Source organism: uncultured Ruminococcus sp. (genome assembly GCF_947301925.1).
Taxonomy (GTDB): domain Bacteria; phylum Bacillota; class Clostridia; order Oscillospirales; family Ruminococcaceae; genus Ruminococcus.
Genome location: NZ_CAMYUE010000002.1, coordinates 134,155 through 158,476, shown reverse-complemented (window position 1 = coordinate 158,476; position 24,322 = coordinate 134,155). Strand labels below are relative to the sequence as shown.

Below are 24,322 nucleotides of genomic sequence, written 5' to 3'. Positions count from 1 at the left end.
TAATATATGTAGAAAATATTATGCAGTTTTTGTCGGAGCCCCGCCGTATACTATAATGAGCAATACAATAGCAAAGGAATGATCTTATGGCTCTGGACGGAGCGTTTTTATATGCAGTGAAACAGGAACTCATGCCCCTAATAGGCGGCAGAGTGGAAAAGATACACCAGCCCTCCCGCGAGGAGATCATCATCTCCATACGTCTGAGGAGCGGCAGCAAAAAGCTTTATATATCGGCAAATGCAGGAAGCGCGAGAGTCCACATCACGGAAAACAGCGTGGATAACCCACAGACTCCGCCCATGTTCTGTATGCTGATGAGGAAGCGTCTGGGTAGCGGAAAGCTCATAGATATCCGTCAGGACGGCCTGGAGCGTATACTCTTCCTTGATTTTGAGTGCGTCAACGAGCTGGGGGACATAGTCACAGTAACTCTGGCCTGCGAGATAATGGGACGCTGCTCCAACCTTATAATGATAAACGGGGAGGGCAGGGTCATCGACAGTATCAAGCGCGTTGACGAGGAGATGTCCCGCGAGAGAATTGTGCTCCCGGGAATGGAATACACCCTGCCGCCGAGAGACGACAGGCTGAATTTCCTGACAGCAGAGCCTGACGTTATCAGGGAAAGGCTCCGCGAAACGCAGCCGAAGGAGCTTTCCAAGGCACTGATACGGATATTTGAGGGCATATCTCCCATACTTGCCCGTGAGTGGGCGTTTTTTGCGGGGAGAGGAGCCCATATCGAAAGCGATACCATTACCGATGACCAGCTTGACAGGCTGCTCTTTACCATAAAGCGCACCCGTGAACAGCTTGAAAGCGGCGAGTGCTGCTTCTCTGCGGTAAGCGACAAGGAGGGACAGCTGAAGGACTTCTCCTTTGTACGTCTTTCCCAGTTCGGTACCCTTATGTACACAAAGGAGCTGGGAGGCGCATCCGAGCTTCTGGACTATTTCTATGCGGAGCGTGACAGAGCTGCCCGTACAAAGCAGCGTGCAAACGACCTCTTCAAGCTGCTCATGAACCTGACCGACAGGACCGCAAGGCGTATAGCTGCCCAGAAGGAGGAGCTTGCAGCCTGCGCCGACAAGGACAGGGCAAAGCTGTGGGGAGACCTTATCTCCGCCAATATGTACCGCATACAGAAGGGCGACAGCTCGGCTGCCGTGGAGAATTTCTACGATGAGGAGTGTCCTGTTGTGACCATTCCTCTGGACGTGAGAAAGACACCTGCACAGAATGCCCAGCATTACTACAGCGAGTACAAGAAATCGGTCACTGCCGAGGAAAAGCTGGCCGAGCAGATACAGAAGGGCGAGGAGGAGCTTCAGTACCTTGAAAGCGTGTTCGACTCACTTACCAGAGCCTCCTCGGAGAATGATATAATACAGCTGAGACTTGAGCTGAAGGAACAGGGCTATGTCCGCTATGCAGGCGGAAAGGCTAAGCCGCCCAAGGCTCTGCCGCCCATAGAATACAAGTCAAGCGACGGATTTACCATACTGGTAGGCCGTAACAACAAACAGAACGACCAGCTCAGCCTGAAGTTCGCGGAAAAGACGGATATATGGCTGCACACCCAGCTCATCACGGGCTCCCATGTGCTGATACTCACAGACGGGGAGACTCCTCCCGATAAGACTATCGAGGAGGCGGCTGTCATAGCTGCGGTAAACAGCAGCGGCAGGGATTCGGGACTTGTGCCCGTGGATTACTGCCTTGCAAGGTATGTGAAGAAGCCTGCCGGCGCAAAGCCCGGAAAGGTCATATTCACAAACTATAAGACCGCTTTCGTGAAGCCCGACGCAGAGCTTGAAAAAAGTCTGAGGGTATGATATGAACAAGAGGATAGATCCCGGTTTTTTCCACCGCGACGTACTTGAAGCGGCTCCCGACCTTGTGGGGAAGATACTTGTACACCGCCTGCCCGACGGCACCGAGCTCCGCGAGAGGATCGCCGAGACCGAGGCCTACCGCGGCGAGGAGGACAAGGGCTGCCACGCGGCAAAGGGGCGCACCGGGCGCACGGAGCTGCTCTACGGCGAAAGCGGTGTCATATATGTATACCTGTGCTACGGTATGCACTGGCTCATGAATATAATAACAGGGGAGAAGGATCAGCCCCAGGGACTGCTTCTCCGTGCAGGGGTCAGATACGACGGGCCTGCAAAGCTGACAAAGAATATGAAGATCGACGGAAGCTTTAACGGAGCCGATCTCCGCAGCTGCGGTGAGATATGGTTCGAGGACGACGGCTATCGGCCGGTTATCAGGACTGCTCCGAGAGTAGGCATAGACTACGCGGGGGAGTACTGGAAGGATGTTGAGTGGCGCTTTATCGCCTGCGATGAGCAGCAGTGAAGGCAGGCAGCGCTCCGTGCGTGAAACGAGTCTGAGCATGACGAGGCATATAACATCAGAGCTGACAATATCATTATTGTACTGCTCGGAAAGAGCTGATAAGCTCCGAAAAAAGGGCGTTTGCGTCATTTATTGCGCAGCTTTGTTCAAAAATTGCTATAATAATGGATCGAGGGAGTGATTAATATTAAAAATCAACACTAAACATGTGTTGAAATAGTAAAAACTAAACAAAAAAACAGCGAATTTAAATGGTAAAAAACTTATATCAAGTCGTTACAAGCACTGAAAATCACATTAACAGTCTCTCTAAACAACGTAATACAGCCGAATTCCCGCAACATGAAAAAATTGCGGCGGAAAGTTGCTTTTTTGGTGACTTTTTAGCAAACTTAAGACTATTTTAAGAAAACGATTCTATAATATAATCAAATGATACGAAAGGAGTGTGAGCTTCGGGCGGCAGTGACCGCTGCGAAGGTGATTATGGCTATTAATACATTCGCTCGTAAAGAAATCAAGTTTTTGCTCAATATGGATCAGTATCACGGACTCATGGAAGTCATATCACAGTATATGAACCCCGATAAGTACTGCATAGGCGGCAAGGAATACGGCATATACAACATCTACTACGACACCCCTGACGACTATCTTATAAGGGAATCCCTGTCAAAGCCTTACTACAAGGAAAAGATAAGGCTCCGCAGCTATTATTCTCCCGCTGCACCCGATGACACTGTATTCCTTGAGATAAAAAAGAAGATCGGCGGCATCGTTACTAAGAGACGTGTATCAATGACTCTTGCGGAGTCCGACGCTTACCTGCGCGACCGCTCCAAGCCCGAGTGTACAAAGTACATCACCGAGCAGGTATTCAGAGAGCTTGACGCATTCCTTGACAACTACCCCATTGCTCCCAAGCAGTACATCAGCTATCAGCGCGAGGCCTTTTTCGGAAAGGACGACGGAGACTTCCGCCTTACCTTCGACAGAAAGATCACAGAACGCAGATACGACCTGGGACTCAACTACGAGAGCTACGGCAACTACATAATCGGTGCTGACCAGAGACTCATGGAGGTCAAGGTTTCCAATGCGATACCCGACTGGCTGGTGAACAAGCTGTCCGAGCTTGAGATCTACAAGACCAGCTTCTCCAAGTACGGCAGAGCCTACCAGAACTTCGTTAAAAGTCAGGTAGAGGGCGCTCAGCAGGCGTCGGGAGGCAGGCCACGTATATATATATCGGGGATCTCAATGGTAAACCACAACATCATTATGAACAGGAGCGTATGATTTTATGTTTGAACACGGTTTTTTCGGAAATGTACTTTCAAAGTATTATGAAAACGGTGACTCGGTGATAAGCAACGGTTCGGATCTCAGCACCATAAAGCCGGGGGAATTCTTCTTCTGCGTGGGCGCTGCACTTCTTATAGGCTTCCTCATAAGCCTTATATACATCGTTACTCACAGAAAAGAAGGCTATTCGCAGAGCTATGTTCTTACAATGATAATGCTCCCGACAATAGTATCGCTGATACTTCTTCTCATTAATACCACGGCAGGCGCTCTCAGTCTTGCAGGTGCGTTCACACTTGTCAGGTTCCGAAGCGTGGCGGGCGATCCGAAGGATATCGCGTATATCTTCTTCGCAATGGCAGCAGGTGTTGCCTGCGGTATCGGATATATCGGCTTTGCTATCGTATTCTTCATAATTCTCGGCATCGTGATGTTCATTCTCAGCGAGACCGACTTCGGCGGCTGCAAGAAGAGACACATGACCCTGAAGATAGCTATTCCCGAAAACCTCGATTATCAGGGCGTTTTCGAGCCCGTACTCTCAAGATATACCACATATCACAAGCTCAGGAGAGTAAAGACCACAAACTTCGGAACACTGTTCGAGCTTATCTACAGCGTTGACGTTCTCGAAAATGTGGATCAGAAGAAGTTCGTTGACGAGCTTCGCGCACTTAACGGCAATATGACCATAAACCTCGTATTCTTCAAGTACGATGATAAGATCTACGAAAACTAAATAGAAATAAATAAGAAAGTACCACCCTCTTACATAAAAATTTGTCAGGCTTGATTTGATCACAGGTCTGGCAAATTTTGTATATGGAGGGAAAAAGGAGTGTATATTATGAAATATAGAAGGATATTGGCAGCATTTGCAGCTCTTACGGTAATGACATCGGTCTGCTCATGCGGAAAGGACAAGAAAAGCTCATCTGAGGTAACTGACAGTCAGACATCCACATCTGACTCCGCAGGATCGGGAGAGTCCTCTGATAAGAGCGGAAGCGAAAAGGAGACTGCCGAAAAGACCACCGACAAGGACGGCAAGGAAGTCACCACAGCGGCAAAGGACGGCAAGGAAAAGGATACGACTACAACGAAGGCAGGGGACAAGAAGGCTGCGACCACCACAACCGCAAAGAATGGCGGCGGAAGCTCCAATGGCGGCGGCTCGTCATCGGGCGGCGGCTCGGACAATAATTCTGGCGGCGGAAGTTCCAATGGGGGCGGTTCGTCATCGGGCGGCGGAAGCGGTACGGGAAGCGGCTCGGGCGGAAACGGCGGCGAGGAAGTCAAGGAGTACACTGCGGAGATAACACTGGGAAGCAGTCCCAAGGTAACGGGAAGCAATGTTACTGTTGAGGGCTCTAAGGTCATTGTAACAGCCGAAGGCGATTACCTGTTCACGGGCAGTGTTTCAGAGGGACAGATCGTTGTAAGGACAGGCGAAGCAGCTACAGAGGACAAGGTAACGATAGTCCTCAACGGCGTTGACATATCCAATTCATCTGCACCTGCTATTTATATAGATGAGGCGAAGCGCTGCACTATCAAGTCAAAGGAAGGCACGGTAAACTACGTTTCCAGCGGCGTTGCGAAAAAGGATATCCACGAAACGGGAGCAATATTCTCAAATGATACTATCAAGTTCAAGGGCAACGGCGAACTTAACGTTACGGCAACTGCCTCCCACGGTATAAACAGCGATGACGATATTGTTTTTGAGAGCGGTACATATAATATAGACTCCCGTAAATCAGGTATCATCGCCAACACTGATGTTACAATAGACGATGGAAACATAAATGTTACGGCAGGTACCAACGGTATCAAGTCGCAGGGAACTATGAATATCAATGGCGGCTATACAGTTATACGGGGCGGAAACGGCAATAAGGAGGAGAAGAACTCTGTCTATTCCGCAGGCAACTTCAGCTACAAATCAGGCTATCTCTATGCGGCAGGTACTTTAGTTTCTACTCCCAAGTATGCCGACCACCCGTTCATAGTTGTTGATCTGGGAGAGACCGTAAGCGGCGGCAGCTCTGTGGAGATGGTGCTGGACGGAACACAGGTTGTGACTATGGAACCACACATTGACTTCCGCTGTCTGATGATGCTCTCACCCGATATACATGAGGGTTCAAATTTCTACACAGTTATAAACGGAAACGACAGCGAGGAATTCAACGTATCCGCGGGACAAAACCTGTTTAAATTAAAATAACAAAGATTTTTTATAAATAAGATGTAAATATGTAAGAACAGAAAACAAATTTATAAAAAATTGACAATAAAAAATCGCAAAAAACTGAGAAAAGTACACATTATTATATTTTGGTGTACAAATGTATATTTACAAACGGGCAGTTTTGCAATATAATAATATCAGCAAATGAAGATTATTGGTATTCAATATCAAGTACCCTCCCCTCTCATGTGCTTGATACTGAGTATTAGTTCACTTGCACGCCATAGAAATAGTTTTGTCAAGTAATAAAACTAACCCCTTTCATTTGTAATTTTTTCATGTTTTCTATTCTCAATAACTTTTTTTAACTTATTGTCTATGGCTCGGTCCACAGTGCTAAACGGTGAAAGCCGTTTGGGCCGAATTATCCGCTCCCTGTGAGCGGACTTTTTTTGCATTGTGAAATTTGCGTGAAAGATTATATAATCTGCTTGACAAATTCTATAATCCGTGCTAAGATGAATATAACAGAGAAGGGAAGTGATCCGCCATGAAAAAAAGCGTGTACAGCCTCGTCCTCATGGACGACGTTATAAAGGCTGTTGACGAGCAGGCCTACAGACTGGGCACCAGCCGCTCCAACCTCATAAACCAGATACTTGCGGAAAGGCTGTCCTGCGTGACTCCCGAAATGCGCATGAGAGAGATATTCGGCCAGATAGCCGAGCTGATGAACAGCAGCTTCCGAATACAGGAGCAGCGGTCGCCCTCCCTTATGACGGTTAAGACCGCGCTGGAATACAAGTACCGTCCCACTATAAGCTATAAGGTGGAGCTGGAAAGAGTCCCTCAGCAGTATCTTGGTACCCTGAGAGTGAATATCCGCACCCAGAGCGCCGCTCTTATAGATATGTTCCACAGCTTTTTCGCCTACAGGGCAAAGCTGGAGCACAGCTACCTTGCGGGGCTGGGCGTTGAGGGGTACAGCTTCGAGATAGGCGACGGCAGCTTTTCGCGGCGGCTCATAAACACGGGTGCTCTTACAGAGGAACAGGCAGGCGAGGCCATAGGCGAGTATATCAAGGATCTCGACCGCGCGGTAAAGACTTATTTTGCTGCGCCGGAGGCCTTCGGGGAGAATGCTCCCGTACTTGAAAAGGCATATCGGGCACTGCTTGGAAGGTATATAGTTTAGTCACAGGAATAAAGGATAAATGTGAAAAATGAAGAATGGAGGATATTATTATGAATGCAGAGAAGCTTACACAGAAATCCATTGACGCTGTAAGGAAGGCTCAGAGTATCGCTGTTATGCAGTCGAATTCTGTTATCGAGCCCATACATCTCCTTGCAGGTCTTGTGCGCCAGGAGAACGGCCTCATTCCGCAGCTCCTGAAGAAGATGAATATAGATGAGGATATTTTCGACGGCGAGGTTGAGAAGAAGCTGAACGGACTCCCAAAGGTCACGGGTAGCGGAAGGAGCAGCAATCTCGGTATATCCGCAGAATGCGACCGCGTTCTCACTGCGGCTGAGGGTATAGCCTCGAATATGAAGGACGAGTTCGTGTCCGTTGAGCACCTGATGCTTGCCCTTATTGACAGCAAGGACAGGGACGTTTCACAGCTGCTGAATACATTCAATATAAGCAGGGACAGCTTTCTCAGCGCTCTTATGTCCGTCAGGGGCAATACCAGAGTCACCAGCGAAAATCCCGAGGATACCTACGACGTCCTTGCCAAGTACGGTCAGGAGCTGGTGGGTCTTGCCAGGCGCAACAAGCTCGACCCCGTTATCGGACGTGACAGCGAGATACGCAACGTTATCCGCATACTGTCAAGAAAGACGAAAAACAACCCTGTGCTCATCGGTGAGCCGGGCGTGGGAAAAACTGCCATTGCGGAGGGCCTTGCCCTGCGTATCGTGGCCGGAGACGTTCCCGACAGCCTCAAGGACCGCAAGGTCTTCTCGCTGGATATGGGAGCTCTCGTGGCAGGCGCCAAGTACAGAGGTGAATTCGAGGAGCGTCTGAAAGCTGTCCTCAATGAGATAAAGAACAGCAACGGACAGATACTCCTGTTTATAGATGAGCTCCATACTATCGTAGGCGCAGGCAAGACCGACGGCGCTATGGACGCAGGCAACCTGCTGAAGCCTATGCTGGCAAGGGGCGAGCTCCACTGTATCGGAGCGACCACCCTTAACGAGTACCGTCAGTACATCGAAAAGGACCCTGCTCTGGAGCGTCGTTTCCAGCCCGTAATGGTTGACGAGCCCAGCGTTGAGGACACCATATCCATACTCCGCGGACTCAAGGAGCGTTATGAAGTATTCCACGGCGTCAAGATAAGCGATAACGCGCTTATTTCTGCGGCTGTGCTCTCCAACAGATACATCACCGACAGGTTCCTCCCCGATAAGGCTATCGACCTCATTGATGAGGCCTGCGCTACTATCCGCACCGAGATGGACTCAATGCCTACCGAGCTGGACGTGATCTCCCGCAAGATAGTTCAGCTGGAGATCGAAGAAGCGGCTCTGAAAAAGGAAAGCGACAATATCTCTCAGGAGCACCTTGAGGAGATACAGAAGGAGCTTGCGGAGCTCCGCGATAAATTCAGCGGCATGAAAGCCAAGTGGGAAAACGAGAAGAACGATATATCCGCAGTTCAGAAGCTCCGCGAGGAGATAGAGCGCACAGGCGGAGAGATAGACAAGGCAGAACGCGAGTACGACCTCAACAAGGCCGCAGAGCTGAAATACGGCAAGCTTCCTCAGCTTCAGAAGGAACTGGAGGAGCTGGAAAAGCAGGCCGAGCATGACGTGGAGAACGGCAGGCTCCTCCGCGACAAGGTCACAGAGGACGAGATTGCCAAGATAGTCTGCCGCTGGACGGGTATCCCCGTTTCAAAGCTCATGGAGGGCGAAAAGGAAAAGATACTCGGTCTGGAAGGACTGCTCCACAAGAGAGTCATCGGCCAGGACGAGGCCGTTACAAAGGTCAGCGAGGCCATACTCCGTTCAAGGGCAGGCATACAGGCTCCTGACAGGCCTATAGGCTCCTTCCTGTTCTTAGGTCCTACGGGCGTTGGTAAAACAGAGCTGGCAAAGGCTCTCTCGGAGATACTGTTCGATGACGAGAGAAATATCATCCGTATCGACATGAGCGAATACATGGAGAAGTTCAGCGTAAGCCGTCTTATAGGAGCGCCTCCCGGATACGTCGGCTATGACGAGGGCGGTCAGCTCACGGAAGCTGTGCGCAGAAAGCCCTATTCGGTAATTCTCTTTGACGAGATTGAAAAGGCTCACCCTGATGTGTTCAATATCCTGCTTCAGGTGCTGGACGACGGCCGTATCACCGATTCACAGGGCAGGACGGTAGACTTCAAGAACACTATCATCATACTCACATCAAATCTGGGTTCACCCTATATCCTGGAGGGTATCGACGAAAATGGCGAGATAACCGACGAGGCACGGGCTCAGGTGGAGGGACTGCTGAAAACACAGTTCAGGCCTGAGTTCCTCAACCGTCTTGACGAGATAATCTTCTATAAGCCGCTCACAAAGGATAATATCATGAAGATAGTCGATCTGATGCTGGCGGATCTCCAGAAGCGTCTGGACGACAAGCATATCCGCATAAATGTCAGCGAGGCCGCAAAGAACTACATCGTGGACTGCGGCTATGATCCCAACTTCGGTGCAAGACCTCTGAGAAGGTTCATACAGCGCAATGTTGAGACCCTTGCGGCTAAACGTATCATCGGCGGCAATCTTGCCGCAGGCGATGTTATAGATATAGACCTGGATATCAACGGAAAACTCACAGCAGAATAATAGATCAGTGCAGGAGGGGAGACGTCTGGGCTTCCCTCCTGATTTTTGTCCCTCTGTAAAAGGGGCGGAAAAGGGGGATTCAAACGGAAACAGTTGAATAAGAAAAAGGAATTTTTCATCTTTGTAGATGTGCACAAATAATGCGGCTGTATTTGTGCAGGATAAATAATGTAAAGGGACTATTTATAAATGAGAAGGAGGGCGGAAAACTGTATATTTCGGAATAAAACGCCTGTTTTATACAAATAGTAAACAAAAATCACCGCCTTCGAATTAATGTCAACGGAAAATAGGCAAATTCTATAGATGATTTGAATAAAAAACAGGCTGTAAATACCCAAATATAGGTGGATTTGTCATTTTTTCGGGAATAACTTGACAAATCGTTATAAAGGGTATATAATTCAATTGTAAAATCTTATTTTATGGAGGATAATACTATGACAAAGACCGAATTAATCAGTGCAGTAGCTGAGAAGGCTGACTTCACTAAGAAGAACGCAGAAACAGCTGTAAATGCAATCATTTCTACGATCACAGAAGCACTCGCAGGCGGCGAGAAGGTTTCTATCGTTGGTTTTGGTACTTTTGAGGTTCGTGACCGTAAGGAGAAGCAGGTTATCAATCCCCAGACTAAGAAGATGATGACTGCTCCTGCTTCAAAGGCTCCCGCATTCAAGGCTGGTCAGGCTCTCAAGAACGCTGTAAACAAGTAATTCTAAGGAGGATACAATCATGCCGGAGAAGAATGCAGAAACAAAGGTAGTAGAGACAGCTGCTGCTCCTGCTGTGGAGAAGAAGGCTGCCGCTAAGAAGGCTCCCGCTGCTAAGAAGCCTGCTGAAAAGAAGGCAACTGCTGCTAAGAAGCCCGCTGAGAAGAAGGCTGCTGCTAAGAAGCCTGCTGAGAAGAAGGCTACAGCTGCTAAGAAGCCCGCTGAGAAGAAGGCAACTGCTGCTAAGAAGCCTGCTGAGAAGAAGGCAACTGCTGCTAAGAAGCCTGCTGAGAAGAAGGCTACAGCTGCTAAGAAGCCCGCAGCAAAGAAGACTGCTGCTGTTGAGGAGAGAAAGGTTGTTATCCAGTACAACGGTGCTGAGATAGCTGGTACAGCTCTTATCGACAAGGCTAAGGCTGACGCCAAGGTAAAGTCTGCTAAGAGTGTTGTTGTATACGTTAGACCCGAGATCAACAAGGTTTACTATGTTATCGACGATAACACATTCGGCAATTTCGATCTGTTCTGAGAATTATGAAGCTCCGCTTCTTGCGGAGCTTTTTTGTATATTAATAAGGAAGGCTCCCCGCGGGGAGCCTTGTCTTGTATTATCAGAGCTTTCTCAGGTGGGTGATGTTGAGCAGATGAAGCTGTATGTCAAGAGCGTCATCTACTGTCATTCCGCCGCCGTTTACATCTGCATTGGCCTTTCCTGCCGCTGTAAGGCAGTGCTCGTATGTGCCGCCTACATTGTACTTGTTGGGGTTGGCAAGTGCCTGCATGATGAGTATTGCGTCGGCAAGTTCCACCTTTCCATCGCAGTTGGTATCGCCGTTGCCGAGAAGAGAATCAACTATCTCAAGGTCTCCGAAGCATACATAGTTGTCCTTTGTGCTGACGTAGAGGACTCCGGAAACGATATCGCCCTTCATGATGCGGCTGTCGAAATTATAACCTGCGTTCACACCGATGGAATCCATATCAACAGAGTATTCGCCGTATTCTTTCAGTCTGAAGCCCTTATTATTGTATCCGTAGCTGAAAGACTCGACCTCCGCGTTGTCAATGGCTATGAACTTGCCTGCGCCGTCCTTGGGAGAAATGTATATCCTGAACCTGAACTCGTTTGTGTCGTACAGGGTCTTTTCATACTGATCGTTCTTTGTTTTGAGCTGCATGACCTTTCCGCCGCCGATGACCAGCGTATAGGCTTCTTTGCCGCGGAGCTTGCTTATATCGCCGTCGGAGGCCACAACTGTACCGCTGAGGTCTTCTATTGTGATATACTTGGGATCAATACTCTCTATCTCCCATACATAGTCGGTCCTTACAGACATGAAGTTGCCTTTGTTTGAGAATTTGTCTGCCAGATGATATGCGTTTATCACAAGGCCGCTGAGATCAAGCTCCTCGCCCTCGTTGTATATCACCTTTGTGGGGAGAGTCTTAATGCTGTCGAAGTGATCCACGCCTGTCATCCACATCCAGACCTCGGGTTCCGTTGATGTGGTGGTAAGTGTTGGATCCGGCAGCTTTGTAGTGGTAGAGGTGACGGGTGTGGTGTCGCAGATAGCAGTATATGAGGTCATGGTGGTAGTGGTGGTAAGGTCAGGGGCTGTTGTCTGCGATGAGGTTGTGATACCTGTTGCCCTACGGAGCGTTCCAACATGGTCGATAAACCTGTCATAGGTCTCATAGCTTGTGAAGCCGATGATCACTCTGTCATTTACCCTGAGGTCTGCCAGCTTCATGCCTTCCTGAGTCTCTACGGCTCTTGTATAGTAGTATTTGCTGCGGTTTGAGAAACAGATGTATGTATCGTCTATATCGGTTACGGTATCCTCAAAGAGGCATGAGCTGATAGTTCCGCTCCAGCAGCAGTCTATGCAGTCATGGCAGACCAGCTTATCCAGGTCTGTTTTTGTAAGCTCAGCCATCGGATATTCCTTGCCGCAGTTTGCGCAGGGAGCCTTCTCCTGGGAAGCGGGATCGGTTACGGTTATATAGGCGTTTATATCTATGCCGCAGTACTTGTAGGTTATGGTCGCCTTGCCCGCTTTCAGAGCCTTTGCTTTGGTTCCTGCGGTGTTGACGGAGATAACGTCCTCGTTGTCAACTGTCCATGAATCGGGACGGCCTGTGCCGCAGATGGCGATGTAAATATCATCACCGACAACTGCGGTGTAGGTGTTATACATCAGTGCAAAGCTTTCGGGCGGTGCGGTGGTGGTCGTTGTGGTGGTTACGGGAAAGTCGTAGGGATCGACTGTGGTGGTGCCTTCCTGCACGGATATATTCACCTTGACGGTTGTATCTCCTGTATGGTAGGTGATAACGGCAAGACCCTCTGCGAGGCCGGTTATCTCAAGACCTGTGGAGTCTATGGAGATGATATCCTCGTTATCTATCTCCCAGGAATCGGGCAGTGCTGTGCCGCAGCGTCTGAGAGTGATGGTCTCGCCTGCCTGCACTTCGTAGAAGGTGCTGAGCAGAGCGAAGGTGTTCCCGCCTGCTACAGTGGTTGTAGTCACTGCGGCGGCGCTGACATTGCTGCCGAAGCTAACGGTGGGAACTGAGGGTACAGCTGCTATCATAGTTGATGAAAGAGCAGCCGCAAGTGTGAATGATAAGATTTTTTTGAACAGCATAAAAATACCTCCTTTACTGTTTCATGCTTTCTGTAACTTAGACGTATGAAGCTGAAGAAACTCTCACATTTTTCAAAAAAATTTTTGAGGGAGTTTTCAATGGTTATTGTGATAATTTAAGCAAACAACTTAAATTATGCCGTTTTTTGTACATATCCGATAGCTTATAAAGCTTGACATCGGACTTAAAAGACGTTATAATAAAGCTAAAGAATTATTTGCCTACTCAATTAAGGAGGATATGAAAATGAACAGAAAACTGAAAAAAGCATTGGCTGCGGCAGCTGCGGGTGTAATGGCGGCTGTTCAGTGCGGAGCGTCGGGGGCGTTTACCACCGATGCCGCAGATGAGACTGCATTTCCCTATGTCATAGAGGGCGAGGACATGAAGGGCGCAGATCTCTGGAAGGATATCTATCAGAGGGAGATACCCGGGTATTCGGGAGAGGGCTTCTTCTATCTCACAGCAAATCCCGCTTCATTCAAGGTGACTGTTCCCGAGGACGGTATGTACTCCATAGTCGTAAGGGGAGCGCAGATACTCAACGAGGAAGGCAGACAGCAGGCTGTGAAGATAAACGGTGTAAAGTATACAACCTATGCTGCGTATTCAGAAGAGTGGACTGATTATGATTTTGGTATGGTAAGAATGAACAAGGGCGAGAATACTATTGAGTTTATAAGCGAATACGGCTATCTGGCCATGGATACCGTTACTGTGGACAATGCGAAGTTCCCTGATCTGTCTTTAGCGGACGGAACTCCTGTTGATCCCGACGCTACTCCCGAGACAAAGGCGCTGATGGCCTATCTGAAAAGCGTTTACGGGAAGAATATCCTCTCCGGCCAGCAGGAGATATACGGCGGCGGCCACAGTGTACAGACCACTATCCGCTATGACGCAAATGCAGATAAATGTGTGGACTCCGACGGCGTGGAATACGTCATCGATCAGGACAGCTGGGACAAGACGGAGCAGGGCGAGAAGTTCCCCTGGCACTGTACGGGTCCCGACGGACAGGTCTATACCTACAGCACTCAGAACCGCAATTACACCTACAACGATTACGACTATGAGGTGAGATATATCAAGGGCCTCACAGGAGAGGAGCCCGCTATCCGCGGATTTGACTTCGGAAGCTACTGCCCCTGCTATGCCTGGGACGACGGCGTGGCTCAGCGCATGATCGACTGGACCAAAAACAAGAACGGTATATGCACGGCTTCATGGCACGTTAATGTCCCCACTCAAAAGGCGGATTATACTCTTGGCGAGCCTCTGGCCTTTGAAAAGACCACATATACCGAAAAGACCGATTTCGTCACCAAGAACTGCATGGTCAAGGGCACTATGGAGTACGATTACTTCCAGCTTTGTATGAAAAATCTTGCGGCGGAGCTGAAAAAGCTCCAGGACGCAGGCGTTCCTGTTATATTCCGTCCCTTCCACGAGGCCGAGGGCAACCCCAGCCGCACCAATGATCCTATTGACGGCTCGGGAGCGTGGTTCTGGTGGTCTAAGGAGGGTGCTGTGGTATACAATCAGCTCTGGAACTTCCTCCAGGACACTCTCAACAATGAGTACGGTCTCCATAACCTTATCTGGGAGCAGAATCTCTATGCCTGGTCTGACGCCTCGGCAAAGTGGTATTCCGGCGATGACAGAGTGGATATAGTCGGCTTTGATAAGTACAACTGCCAGTACAACCGCCACGACGGCAAGCAGCAGGGCGTTCCCAATGAGGACGCTGAGGCAGGGATATTCTATACCCTCAACAAGTTCGTCAAGGGGAAGAAAATGGTATCCATGCCCGAGAATGACTCCGTTCCCAGCCTTACAAATATGACTGTGGAGCACGCTTACTGGCTGTACTTCTGCCCGTGGTATGACTCCGAGCAGGCTCACTTCCTCTGCGGTGAGGACTATCAGGATCCCGATACTCTCAAGGAGCTTTATACCAGCGACTTCTGTATCACTCTTTCGGAGCTTCCAAAGGATCTGTACAAAGGCGGCTCGTCACAGCCGATAACTACTACGACTACCGCTCCAGGGCCCACAACAACCACGACTACATCAACAACTGCACCCCATGAGGATATAGTTTACGGCGATACCAACTGCGATACAAAGGTGGAGCTGGCTGACGCTATCCTTATCATGCAGGCTCTTGCAAATCCCAATAAATACGGTGTGAAGGGTACATATGAAAAGCATCTCACCGAGCAGGGAAAGCTCAACGGAGATGTGGATAAGTCCGTTGAGGGGCTTACCTCCAATGACGCACTGTTCATACAGGAATATCTGCTGAACAAGAGAGCGTCTCTTGATCCCGAAAAATGATAAAGACCTCCTAACATAGAAAAAGCTGCACATCATCGTGCAGCTTTTTCATTTCATTCTTCTATCTCATAGTTCAGATAGTCGGCAAATATCTTGTATATATCGGGGTATTTGTTCTTTGTTCGCAGAGGCTTCATATCAAGATCGGTGAAGCAGTGGGAGGAGCTTCCCTCGGCGCAGAGCTCTCCCGTTTTCCTGCTGACTATCCTGTATGACAGGTGCAGGGTGGTGCCGTTGAATTTCGTTATCTTCGGGTACACCGCAAAGGGCTCGTCAAAGGTCAGGGGACGCTTATAGCTGCACTCCACCGAAAGCACGGGCATGAGAACTCCTGCCGCTTCTATCTCCTCAAAGGGCATTCCAGCCTCGTTAAGATAATGGACACGGGTCTCCTCAAAAATGCGTATGTAGTTGGAGTGGTGCATTATGCTCATCTTGTCGGTCTCGTAGTAAAAAACCTTTCTTTCATATGGTCTGATCCTGTTCAATAGTATCTTCCTTTCTGAAAAATGTGATCTTATTCCTGCTGACGTTGATTTTTCAGCTTTTTTGTGTTATAATAGCCTTATCGTATATGCTTATCAATACGGAGGTGAGGTATGAAGATCAAAAAATTACTAAGCAGCATACTCAGTACAAATGCAGCCTTTGTTATCCTTCTGCTGTTGCAGATAGGCTTCCTCATGCTGGCTGTGATGACCCTCGGGGAGCGGTTCGTATTCGTGTACATCGCTCTCATAATCCTGGATATCGTACTTGCCATCTATCTTACCAATAAGAACGATCCTCTTTCATACCGAGTCTCGTGGATAATAATTATCAGTATCTTCCCGCTTCTGGGAGGAGTGTCATACCTGTTCATCAAGCTTACCCAGCAGCTTCCGAAATCGGTGGACGTCCGCAATCAGAAGCAGAGCAGGGAGCTCCTTGTGCAGGACGAAAAGATAATGGAGGAGCTGAAGCTCAGCTGTCCCGATTCCTATAACCTTGCTCATTATGTAACGGAATACGGCCTGTATCCCGTGTATGAGAATACAGGCACCGAATACTTCGCTCTGGGCGAATTGCAGTTTGAAAAGCTGGTAGCGGAGCTGGAAACTGCCAGGCATTTCATATTCCTTGAGTTCTTTATTATCACAGAGGGGTATATGTTCGATGTTATGAGCGAGCTCCTTATCCGCAAGGCAAAGGCAGGGGTGGACGTCCGCCTCATGTACGACGGTATCGGCACAGGTATGCTGAATTCCGTCAAGCCCTTCCGCATACTTGCAGAGGGAGGCGTGAAGTGCAAGGTGTTCAACCCCTTCCGTCCCATGATATCCTCTGTTCAGAATAATCGTGACCACCGTAAGATAGTGGTGATCGACGGTCATACAGCCTTCAACGGCGGCACAAATCTGGCCGATGAGTATATCAACCGCAAGGTGCGCTTCGGACACTGGAAGGATACGGCCATAATGATCCGCGGAAAGGCTGTGTGGAACTACACTGTCATGTTCCTTCAGCTATGGTCAAAGGCGGAGAGCAGCGAGATGCTGAAGTATCAGCCTCCTGTTCCGGATGTGTACTCTTTCCTTGGCACCGACGGCTTCATACAGCCCTTTTCCGATTCTCCTCTCGATGAGGAGCCCGTGGGCAAGAGAGTGTATATGGAGCTTATCAATAATGCCCGCGAATATGTCTGCATAACCACGCCTTATCTCATACTTGACGAGGAGATGACAAATGCTCTCGGCTTTGCCGCAAAGAAGGGCGTGGACGTGCGCATAATCACGCCCCATATCCCCGATAAATGGTATGTCCACATGATAGCGTGGAACAATTATGCCACCCTTACGGAAATGGGCGTGAAGATATACGAGTATACTCCCGGTTTCATTCATGCAAAGACCTGTGTCGCAGACGGCAGGACAGCTGTGGTGGGCACTATCAATTTCGATTACCGCAGCTTTTATCTTCATTTTGAGTGCGGTTCGGTGCTATATGACTGCTCCGTAATAAAGGAGATAGTCCGCGACTTTGAAAAGACTGCTGCGGTATCTCATCTTGTCACTGCGGAGGAGTGCGCTGCCAGACCTGTATTCAGAAAGGTGGCAGGTGCGCTGCTTAATATGTTTGCTCCGTTGCTTTAAGAGAATTCCTCTGCGAGGATACTGTACACCCTTACGTCCACTACGCCCTTGTTGGAGCGCACTGAGCGGCGAAGGGTGCCCTCGTAGGTCATACCGCATTTTTCCATGACACGGCCCGACGCAGGATTGCGCGGGTCGTGTTTTGCTTCTATGCGGCAGGCTCCAACTGTGGTGAAGAAAAAGCGTATCACCTCGGTGAGAGCCTCGGTGACATAGCCCTTGTTCCAGAATTTCCTGCCGATACAGTAGCCGACCTCCACGGTGTCGGTGCTGTCGTCCACGCGTGATGCGGATATAGTCCCTATGGGCTCCACTGAGTCCCTGGGGACTATGGCCCAGTGATACCAGCGGATATCATGGTATTTTTCGTTCCAGTAGTCCGCTGTGCTGCGGGTCATGGATATATCTGTATGGTGCTTCCAGCGGAGGTACTCTGTTACCTGCGGATCGCTTGTCCAGTTCCTGAAAGCCGCTTCTGCGTCATTATATCCAAAGCGCCTCAGTATGAGGCGCTTTGTTTCAAGTTCAACTGTTCCTGTATGGTGCATATATGCTCCTTTTAATCGTGACGGAGATATCTGGAGGTCTTTTTGCGCTTCTTCTTTTCGTACATTATCTCGTCAGCCTGCGTTATAAGGTTGAAAAGATTCTTGCCTTCCGATATCTCTGTAACTATGGTGCCTATGCTTGCGGATATGGTGTAGGGCTTTTTTATAACGGCATTGATACCGTCCAGTCTTGAATAGAAGGTGGACTCAACGGCGGATATATCGTCCTCGGAGTCGCTGCTGCCGATTATGATGAACTCGTCGCCGCCGAAGCGTGCGCATATCATGCCCTCCCTGCAGCAGTCTGTTATTACTGCGGCAAGGCGCTGAAGGGCGAAATCTCCCTCCTTGTGGCCGAAGTTGTCGTTAATGAGCTTCAGACCGTCCATATCAATAAAGGATACAAGCAGCTTTTCGCCGTTTGCCTTGCATTTCCTGAACAGAGCGTCGGCAGAACGGATAAAGCCGTTTCGGTTATAGATGTCGCACAGGGGATCGATGACGTATAGCCTGTCAAGCTCGTTTATGACGCTGCTCAGGTGGAGCAGCTTGCGTATATTCTCCACGGAGTTGCTTATGTTCAGCAGCAGTGTGTGACACAGCAGGCTCTTTGTGGGGAAAAGGCTGTTTGTGAATATATAGTAGCCCAGACACTGCTCGCGGAAGTGCAGCGGCAGGAAGTAGCTGACGTTGCCGCCGTTTTTCAGCGGAGCTGGCTGCATATCTGCGGTGTCGAAAAGCTCTGTGGGTGAGTTTACGCCGCCTTCAAGTACGATGGGAGCCTTCATCTTGCTTGTGTATCCCTGTATCTGTATCACGGCGTCAGGGTTTCCGCGCTGCTCGTCCATCAGCACCTTGTCCCAGTTTGTACACAGGCAGAGACAGAACCTCTCACATTTTATCTCGTTGATGAAGCGGGCGATAGTTCTCAGGTTGGATTCCGAGTCGTCATTTTCCGCAAGCTCAGTGGTCATGCGGTTTATGACGGAGATGTCCGTTCTGCAGCTGTTCAGCAGCTTGTATATGGACGAGAGATACTCTGTGATATCTGCTCTGTTGACGGCGGTGCAGCCGCAGCTCTCCGCAAATACAGGGGAGGCCTCCAGAGTGGTGGTCCTGGGGTGCTCCTTGCCGCCGATGAGGTCTATGAGTATACTGCAGGCCTTGTAGCCGGCCTCGTCAAGGGGACGGGATACAGTGGTCAGCGCAGGCAGATGGTGCCTTGCGTTGTAGGTGTTGTCAAAGCCTGTGACTATGATATCGTCGGGGACCCTGTAGCCGAAATTGCCAAGCTCCTCAACAGCTGCCAGAGCCATTGCGTCGTTGGCGCATATTATGGCCTGGGGACGTGGCTTGCCCGAGCTTATGAACCTGGCTACGGCTTTTATGCCGTCTGAGGGACGGAATTCGCCGAAGTATATGCGGTCGGTATCCGTGCTGAGGCCGTGCTCCGACAGGGCTTCAAGGAAGGCTCTGTAGCGGTCTGCGGCCTCGGGATTTGTAAGGGGACCCGAGATGTAGTTTATGAGCTTTGCGTCATGAACGGTTATGACATGATCCACCAGCTCTTTCATGGCTTTGAAGTTGTCGATGCTGACGTTATAGAATTCGGGATAGTCATCGCAGTCAAGCACTGTGACGGGAAGTCCCGAGTTTTTTACGCTCTGAAGTATCTTCTCCTTTTCGGCGGGGTCGCTGATGGTATTGGTCAGAAGTATGACGCCGTCGAACTTCTCATAGTTTATGAGCGAGTAGATATTGTATTCGCCTATATCGAATTTGTTGCTGGAGATGACTCCACCAAAGGCGCAGAAGCAGGATATATTCGCATGGGAAAGCCTGGCACATCTGATTATGCCGTCGAGTATACTGTTCTGGTATTCCTCGTCGATGCCTGCGACGATGACTGCTATCTCAACAGTTTTTTTCATGGTGAGTCCCTCCTTGCAGAAGTATGAATGATACCATATTATAGCACAAACAGACAAAAAAATCAATAGCTGAGGAGAGATACTTGTGAAAACATTGGCTTTACAGCAAAAAAGTCAGCCGTACCTTGGTATCGGCTGACTCTTGTGAGGGGGGGTAAAAATCTTATTTTATCTCTTCAACTCTTACGTTGGAGATATAAACTGTTGCGGTGGATCCTCTGTGTCCCAGATTGAACTCAAGACGGCCGTTGTTGTCGTCCTTTTCCTTCATCTCGAAGTCGTAGATGAAGGTCTGCTTCTCGGGAGTCACAGTGAGCTTTGTATCCTTCAGGTAGCGTATCCAGCCTGCTGATGGAGCCGAAACGCATACCACGATATCGCGCTCCTCGTCGGAGTAGGCGTCAAAGGTGGCACGGTACTTCTTGCCCTTTATCATGGGGAGATCGGGCTGTACCAGCTGTACCGAGTAGTCCTCTGTGCCCTCTGCCTGAGACTCTATGACTATCATATTGTCCCTGATCTCTGCGGAGCCCTCGCCGCCGTTGAAGAGGAGGAATTTCCAGTTTACGTCGTCGGTGAGATCCTCGGCCTCGGAGAAGTCGCCGTTGAATATGAAGTTGCCGTCCTCAAGGGGCTCGCGGAATACCTTTTCGGGCTTCTTGACATTGGTGTCATATTCGGGCTTCTGATATACTCTTACATAGTCTATCTCGAATTCTGCCTTGTCAAAGTCGGTGGTCTCGTCGGGATTGCCGGGCCATGAGCCGCCTACAGCAAGGTTCATCTGTACGAAGAAGGGCTGATCGAAGGGCGCGGGGTATGGCTTTTCGTCGCCGCCGCTTTCCGCTGTGAACCAGTCGTTGGCGGTATTGTAGAGGTTGCCGTCGATATACCAGCGTATCTCGCCTGGTTCCCACTCCACAGAATACTCATGGAAGCTGTCTGCGTAGGTCTGGCCTGTGAGTCCCCATGTGCCCTGTACCTCGCCGTGGGGCTCACCGAAGTGGAGAGTGCCGTAGGCTGTGGAAACGTCGTTGCCCAGCACCTCCATAATATCTATCTCGCCGCACTTGGGCCACTGTCCGTAGTGTCCCTCCTCCTTGGGCATCATCCATATAGCAGGCCAGAGTCCCTGACCCTCGGGTACCTTTGCGCTGACTACGACTTTTCCGTAGGTGAAGTCGGTCTTGTTCTGACCTGTTACCTTGCCCGAGGTATAGTAGTCCCTGCCGTTCTTGTCGGTCTTTATGGCCTTTATCACAAGCTTTCCGTCGCGGACGAAAACGTTATCGGTAGAAGTGGTGTATTCCTGGAGCTCCTGATTGGTCCAGCCGGGCTCGTGGGGCTCGTAGTTCCACTTGCTCTCGTCCATTTCGCTTCCGCTGAACTCGTCGTTCCACAGCAGGTCGTAGCCCTCTATCTCGGGTACGTCAACTGCTTCCGTTGTTGTCTCCGAAGCATTCCCGTTTTCGGAAACGGAGCCGCCGTTATTGTTTGCGCAGCCTGCCGCACCTGCGATCATTGTCATTGCAGCAATTAAGGATAATGCCTTGATCTTTTTCATGTTTGGTCCTCCTTGAGGATAGTAGTTGATATCTTATGGCATTATTATAACTTTTTGCAGTGAAAAAATATAGCAAAATGGACTGATTTATAGTAAGCTGGTGACATAACAAAACGCGCTCGTTTTCAGAGCGCGTTCTGCCTTCAGCTCATGCGGAGCATATACTTCCTCATGGCTGTCAGATCGAATACATCTATGACGCCGTCCTCGCAGAAGTCGCCGTTCATGGGAGCTTCAAGACTGCCTTTGCCAAGCAGGAAGCTCTGCATGGCCACAAGGTCTGAGACCCTGAGCGAGCCGTCGTTGTTGACATCGCCCTTCACAGGCTGAGGATGAGCTTCTCCGCCCCTTATCTCCGCGTCGGTGAGAGCCTGCTTGTATATCTTCAGGTTGTCGATATATCCCTTGAAGCAGGTATCGTCTTTGTAGTATGACTTACCGATATAGCAGGTGTTTCCCGAGCCCATATCCGCTATCTGTCCGTGTGTCCCGGTAGTCCCGGTGACGAATTCCCCGTCAATATACAGCTTTGTTGCAGCGCCGCTGAACACCATGGTGTAATTGTGCCACTGCGTACCGTCTGCGTTGCGTTCAATTACGGTCTCGTCACGCCATGAATCGGTAGTTGCCGCAAATCTGAACTTATCCTGTGCAACGCGGAAGAATACATACTTCTCGTCGTTCTGTCCTGCGGCAAAGGTGAAGAAATTGCCCTCGGACTCTGACTTTATATCCATACTTACGGTGTAGTCGCGGCAGCCGTCCAGCATACCTGCGGGAAGCTCCGCATATGAGCCGTCGCTTCCGTCGAGGTAAAGGACTCCGCCCTTCTGTGCGTCCTGTTTTACGGAAGCTCCGCTGCCGAGATAGAGGTTGCCCGTATCGCCTTCAAAGTTCAGGTCGATATAGGGCGACGGCCTTTCCGCATCGGTGACGGGGGTGCCGAATATCTTCATCTCGTATATCTGGGGATTGTACCAGTTGTTGTCGGGATTGTTCTGGAGAGTCGCTCCCTTTACATTGAGCCTGACATATCTTGCCCTGCCCTTGAGCATATCGCTGTTGAAGCCGTAGGTCTTGCTGACGGTCTCGCTGCTCTTGTTGGTATGGTCGAGGAACTGCGTCCAGTTTATGCCGTCGGTGCTGCCCTCCACGGTATAGGTATAGTAGCCCTCTGAGCCCTTGCATATGTACCATGAGGTCTGTATATTCGCAAGGTCGCAGACCTGTTCCAGGTCCACCTGCAAATAGAACGGCCATTTCTTATAGTCGCCGATAGCGTTGAAGGAGGACTGATATGAGCCGTCCACTGCCTGCGCAGGGGCGCTTCCGCCCTTTGCCGCCAGTGATGAGGAGGCAGGCCTGTCCTGCGAGAGAAGCTGTCCCTGCTGAACGGGGAAGAGGTCTCCCGTAGAGGTGTTGTACTTGAAGTATGGATAGTAGTTATAGAATGCAAAGCCCTTGTCGAAGTACAGCGGGCAAAGCGTGGTGCCGCTGGTCTCCGAGGCTCTCAGCCAGCGGTAGGCGTGCATGAGGTAGTTCCTGTCCTGCATATTCACTATCCAGCCCGACTGTGAGGAGAATGTGGAGCTGTTTCCTATGCTGCGCAGGCCGCTCCATTCGCCTGCGATATCGGTGGCGACGCTGTAGGCGCCGCTGCTGGGATACCAGCCTGCTGCCTGTGATGTGAACAGGAAGTAGTAGCCGTCCTTCTTGATAAGGTTGGGGAACTCCCTGTACTGATCCTCAAACAGCGTTTTCACTACCTTGGTGACGTCGCTGTAGTCCTCGTTCATACGGAAGATGTACATGGTGGCGTTTGCGCCCTGTCCCTCCTTGTTGGCGGCGGCTATGAGATAGCCCGTGCCGTCGTCGTCAAAGAAGATGGCCATATCCCGCACCTGTATATCCAGCGGATTGTAAACGTGATGCACCGTGAACTGTCCGCCGGGAGTGCCTGTGATGACCAGTGCCTTTCCGTCGCTGTAGCCGCTGGGCTTTTCCCAGTGCGCCCATACGACTACCTTGTTCTTAGCGGGGATATAGTCGATGTGAACGGACTCAATCTTACAGCTTGCCAGTGCCGAATTCTGGGAGCTGTCCGCCACATTTTTCTCGTTGGAGAACCATTTTCCGTCCTTTGAGGTGGTCTCCGCAAGGTATATGTCGTCCTTGCCTGCGTGCTTTTTCAGGGAATAGCTGTAGTAGGTGTCGCCTACCTTGTAGCCGCTTGTCTCATAGACGAGATTGCTGCCCTTCTGGTTGTCGTAGGTGCTCAGTCCCGACGGGAGTGCACAGGGAGCAAGCTCCTTTACGGAGGAGAAGCTCTCTCCGTTCTTGTCCTTTACCTTCAGCTGATAGTAGTAGGTCTGACCTATGGCCATGTCGTTGTCCTGCCATGAGGTGCCTGTGCCCTCGTATACGGGTACGAAGCCGCTGCTCTTGTCTGTGGAGCGGTACAGCACATAGCTCTGTGCGGAAAGTGTGGTCGCCCATTGCAGCTCCGCGTGATCGGCTCTGCCGCTGTCGGATATGGTGTATAGGTTCCCCGCCAGACCTATCTCGTCGGATACAGATGACGAGGGGCTCTGTCCTGCTGCCCGTGCGTTATCGGGGAGCAGGGGAGCGGCCGAAAACAGCAGTGCCGCAGCTGCGGCAAGGGACAGTATCCTTGAACTTATTTTCATATTTTGCCTCCTTTATATTTTAATAACGATGCTGTTACCCTAATTATAGCAT

17 protein-coding genes are annotated in these 24,322 nt (G+C 50.1%); 11 read left to right on the top strand and 6 right to left on the bottom strand.

From position 1 onward, the window contains the following. Nucleotides 1–86 precede the first annotated feature (86 nt). The 9 genes from Q0Y65_RS04120 to Q0Y65_RS04080 all read left to right on the top strand — a co-directional run bounded on the left by Q0Y65_RS04120 (nucleotide 87) and on the right by Q0Y65_RS04080 (nucleotide 10,948). A complete protein-coding gene (locus Q0Y65_RS04120; RefSeq protein WP_297957444.1) occupies nucleotides 87–1,838 on the top strand; it encodes an NFACT family protein in 1,752 nt (583 codons plus the stop codon). Between the two features lies 1 nt (nucleotide 1,839). Next, a complete protein-coding gene (locus Q0Y65_RS04115; protein WP_297957442.1) occupies nucleotides 1,840–2,364 on the top strand; it encodes a DNA-3-methyladenine glycosylase in 525 nt (174 codons plus the stop codon). A 486-nt stretch (nucleotides 2,365–2,850) separates the two neighbouring features. Then, on the top strand, nucleotides 2,851–3,663 hold the full coding sequence (locus Q0Y65_RS04110; RefSeq protein ID WP_297957438.1) for a polyphosphate polymerase domain-containing protein: 813 nt from the start codon (nucleotides 2,851–2,853) through the stop codon (nucleotides 3,661–3,663). Between the two features lie 4 nt (nucleotides 3,664–3,667). Beyond that, a complete protein-coding gene (locus tag Q0Y65_RS04105; RefSeq protein WP_297957435.1) occupies nucleotides 3,668–4,408 on the top strand; it encodes a DUF4956 domain-containing protein in 741 nt (246 codons plus the stop codon). 108 nt (nucleotides 4,409–4,516) lie between these two features. Then, nucleotides 4,517–5,899, top strand: coding sequence for a carbohydrate-binding domain-containing protein (locus tag Q0Y65_RS04100; protein WP_297957432.1), 1,383 nt, complete (start codon nucleotides 4,517–4,519; stop codon nucleotides 5,897–5,899). Nucleotides 5,900–6,413: 514 nt separating this feature from the next. Beyond that, nucleotides 6,414–7,058: a hypothetical protein gene (locus Q0Y65_RS04095; RefSeq protein WP_297957429.1), complete on the top strand. Its 645-nt coding sequence runs from the start codon at nucleotides 6,414–6,416 to the stop codon at nucleotides 7,056–7,058. Between the two features lie 50 nt (nucleotides 7,059–7,108). After that, entirely contained in the window at nucleotides 7,109–9,706 is a 2,598-nt protein-coding gene (gene clpB, locus Q0Y65_RS04090; protein ID WP_297957426.1) for an ATP-dependent chaperone ClpB, read from the top strand. 440 nt (nucleotides 9,707–10,146) lie between these two features. Next, nucleotides 10,147–10,422 carry an HU family DNA-binding protein gene (locus tag Q0Y65_RS04085; RefSeq protein WP_297957424.1) on the top strand — a complete coding sequence of 92 codons (276 nt, stop codon included), beginning with the start codon at nucleotides 10,147–10,149 and terminating at the stop codon, nucleotides 10,420–10,422. Between the two features lie 19 nt (nucleotides 10,423–10,441). After that, nucleotides 10,442–10,948 carry a DUF6465 family protein gene (locus Q0Y65_RS04080; RefSeq protein ID WP_297957422.1) on the top strand — a complete coding sequence of 169 codons (507 nt, stop codon included), beginning with the start codon at nucleotides 10,442–10,444 and terminating at the stop codon, nucleotides 10,946–10,948. Between the two features lie 82 nt (nucleotides 10,949–11,030). Here the strand turns inward: Q0Y65_RS04080 and Q0Y65_RS04075 are convergent, their stop codons facing one another. Further along, the gene (locus Q0Y65_RS04075; protein ID WP_297957420.1) at nucleotides 11,031–13,067 is read right to left on the bottom strand and encodes a dockerin type I repeat-containing protein; all 2,037 of its coding nucleotides are present in this window, start codon (nucleotides 13,065–13,067) and stop codon (nucleotides 11,031–11,033) included. A 247-nt stretch (nucleotides 13,068–13,314) separates the two neighbouring features. Here Q0Y65_RS04075 and Q0Y65_RS04070 point away from each other — a divergent pair, with 247 nt between their 5' ends. Then, on the top strand, nucleotides 13,315–15,408 hold the full coding sequence (locus Q0Y65_RS04070) for a glycosyl hydrolase (RefSeq protein WP_297957417.1): 2,094 nt from the start codon (nucleotides 13,315–13,317) through the stop codon (nucleotides 15,406–15,408). Nucleotides 15,409–15,461: 53 nt separating this feature from the next. On the opposite strand, the gene Q0Y65_RS04065 is transcribed toward Q0Y65_RS04070, so the two are convergent. Beyond that, nucleotides 15,462–15,896: a thioesterase family protein gene (locus tag Q0Y65_RS04065; RefSeq protein WP_297957415.1), complete on the bottom strand. Its 435-nt coding sequence runs from the start codon at nucleotides 15,894–15,896 to the stop codon at nucleotides 15,462–15,464. A 111-nt stretch (nucleotides 15,897–16,007) separates the two neighbouring features. Here Q0Y65_RS04065 and cls point away from each other — a divergent pair, with 111 nt between their 5' ends. Beyond that, a complete protein-coding gene (gene cls, locus Q0Y65_RS04060) occupies nucleotides 16,008–17,540 on the top strand; it encodes a cardiolipin synthase (RefSeq protein ID WP_297957413.1) in 1,533 nt (510 codons plus the stop codon). On the opposite strand, the gene Q0Y65_RS04055 is transcribed toward cls, so the two are convergent. The 4 genes from Q0Y65_RS04055 to Q0Y65_RS04040 all read right to left on the bottom strand — a co-directional run bounded on the left by Q0Y65_RS04055 (nucleotide 17,537) and on the right by Q0Y65_RS04040 (nucleotide 24,270). Continuing rightward, nucleotides 17,537–18,088: a GNAT family N-acetyltransferase gene (locus Q0Y65_RS04055; RefSeq protein WP_297957411.1), complete on the bottom strand. Its 552-nt coding sequence runs from the start codon at nucleotides 18,086–18,088 to the stop codon at nucleotides 17,537–17,539. The genes cls and Q0Y65_RS04055 overlap by 4 nt on opposite strands. Before the next feature lie 11 nt (nucleotides 18,089–18,099). Further along, nucleotides 18,100–20,019, bottom strand: a complete 1,920-nt coding sequence (locus Q0Y65_RS04050) for a GGDEF domain-containing protein (protein WP_297957409.1) — start codon at nucleotides 20,017–20,019, stop codon at nucleotides 18,100–18,102. Nucleotides 20,020–20,182: 163 nt separating this feature from the next. Next, nucleotides 20,183–21,583 (bottom strand): family 16 glycosylhydrolase, encoded by a 1,401-nt coding sequence (locus Q0Y65_RS04045; RefSeq protein ID WP_297957406.1) that lies wholly within the window; start codon nucleotides 21,581–21,583, stop codon nucleotides 20,183–20,185. Nucleotides 21,584–21,726: 143 nt separating this feature from the next. Continuing rightward, on the bottom strand, nucleotides 21,727–24,270 hold the full coding sequence (locus tag Q0Y65_RS04040; protein ID WP_297957404.1) for a LamG-like jellyroll fold domain-containing protein: 2,544 nt from the start codon (nucleotides 24,268–24,270) through the stop codon (nucleotides 21,727–21,729). Between the last annotated feature and the right edge of the window lie 52 nt (nucleotides 24,271–24,322).

Excerpts from the sequence above, each read along its gene's own strand:
- Q0Y65_RS04070 (WP_297957417.1), top strand. The coding sequence starts at position 13,315 with ATGAACAGAAAACTGAAAAAAGCATTGGCTGCGGCAGCTGCGGGTGTA.
- clpB (WP_297957426.1), top strand. The coding sequence starts at position 7,109 with ATGAATGCAGAGAAGCTTACACAGAAATCCATTGACGCTGTAAGGAAG.
- Q0Y65_RS04040 (WP_297957404.1), bottom strand. The coding sequence starts at position 24,270 with ATGAAAATAAGTTCAAGGATACTGTCCCTTGCCGCAGCTGCGGCACTG.
- Q0Y65_RS04120 (WP_297957444.1), top strand. The coding sequence starts at position 87 with ATGGCTCTGGACGGAGCGTTTTTATATGCAGTGAAACAGGAACTCATG.
- Q0Y65_RS04085 (WP_297957424.1), top strand. The coding sequence starts at position 10,147 with ATGACAAAGACCGAATTAATCAGTGCAGTAGCTGAGAAGGCTGACTTC.
- Q0Y65_RS04080 (WP_297957422.1), top strand. The coding sequence starts at position 10,442 with ATGCCGGAGAAGAATGCAGAAACAAAGGTAGTAGAGACAGCTGCTGCT.
- Q0Y65_RS04105 (WP_297957435.1), top strand. The coding sequence starts at position 3,668 with ATGTTTGAACACGGTTTTTTCGGAAATGTACTTTCAAAGTATTATGAA.
- cls (WP_297957413.1), top strand. The coding sequence starts at position 16,008 with ATGAAGATCAAAAAATTACTAAGCAGCATACTCAGTACAAATGCAGCC.
- Q0Y65_RS04100 (WP_297957432.1), top strand. The coding sequence starts at position 4,517 with ATGAAATATAGAAGGATATTGGCAGCATTTGCAGCTCTTACGGTAATG.
- Q0Y65_RS04115 (WP_297957442.1), top strand. The coding sequence starts at position 1,840 with ATGAACAAGAGGATAGATCCCGGTTTTTTCCACCGCGACGTACTTGAA.
- Q0Y65_RS04045 (WP_297957406.1), bottom strand. The coding sequence starts at position 21,583 with ATGAAAAAGATCAAGGCATTATCCTTAATTGCTGCAATGACAATGATC.
- Q0Y65_RS04095 (WP_297957429.1), top strand. The coding sequence starts at position 6,414 with ATGAAAAAAAGCGTGTACAGCCTCGTCCTCATGGACGACGTTATAAAG.
- Q0Y65_RS04110 (WP_297957438.1), top strand. The coding sequence starts at position 2,851 with ATGGCTATTAATACATTCGCTCGTAAAGAAATCAAGTTTTTGCTCAAT.
- Q0Y65_RS04075 (WP_297957420.1), bottom strand. The coding sequence starts at position 13,067 with ATGCTGTTCAAAAAAATCTTATCATTCACACTTGCGGCTGCTCTTTCA.
- Q0Y65_RS04055 (WP_297957411.1), bottom strand. The coding sequence starts at position 18,088 with ATGCACCATACAGGAACAGTTGAACTTGAAACAAAGCGCCTCATACTG.
- Q0Y65_RS04050 (WP_297957409.1), bottom strand. The coding sequence starts at position 20,019 with ATGAAAAAAACTGTTGAGATAGCAGTCATCGTCGCAGGCATCGACGAG.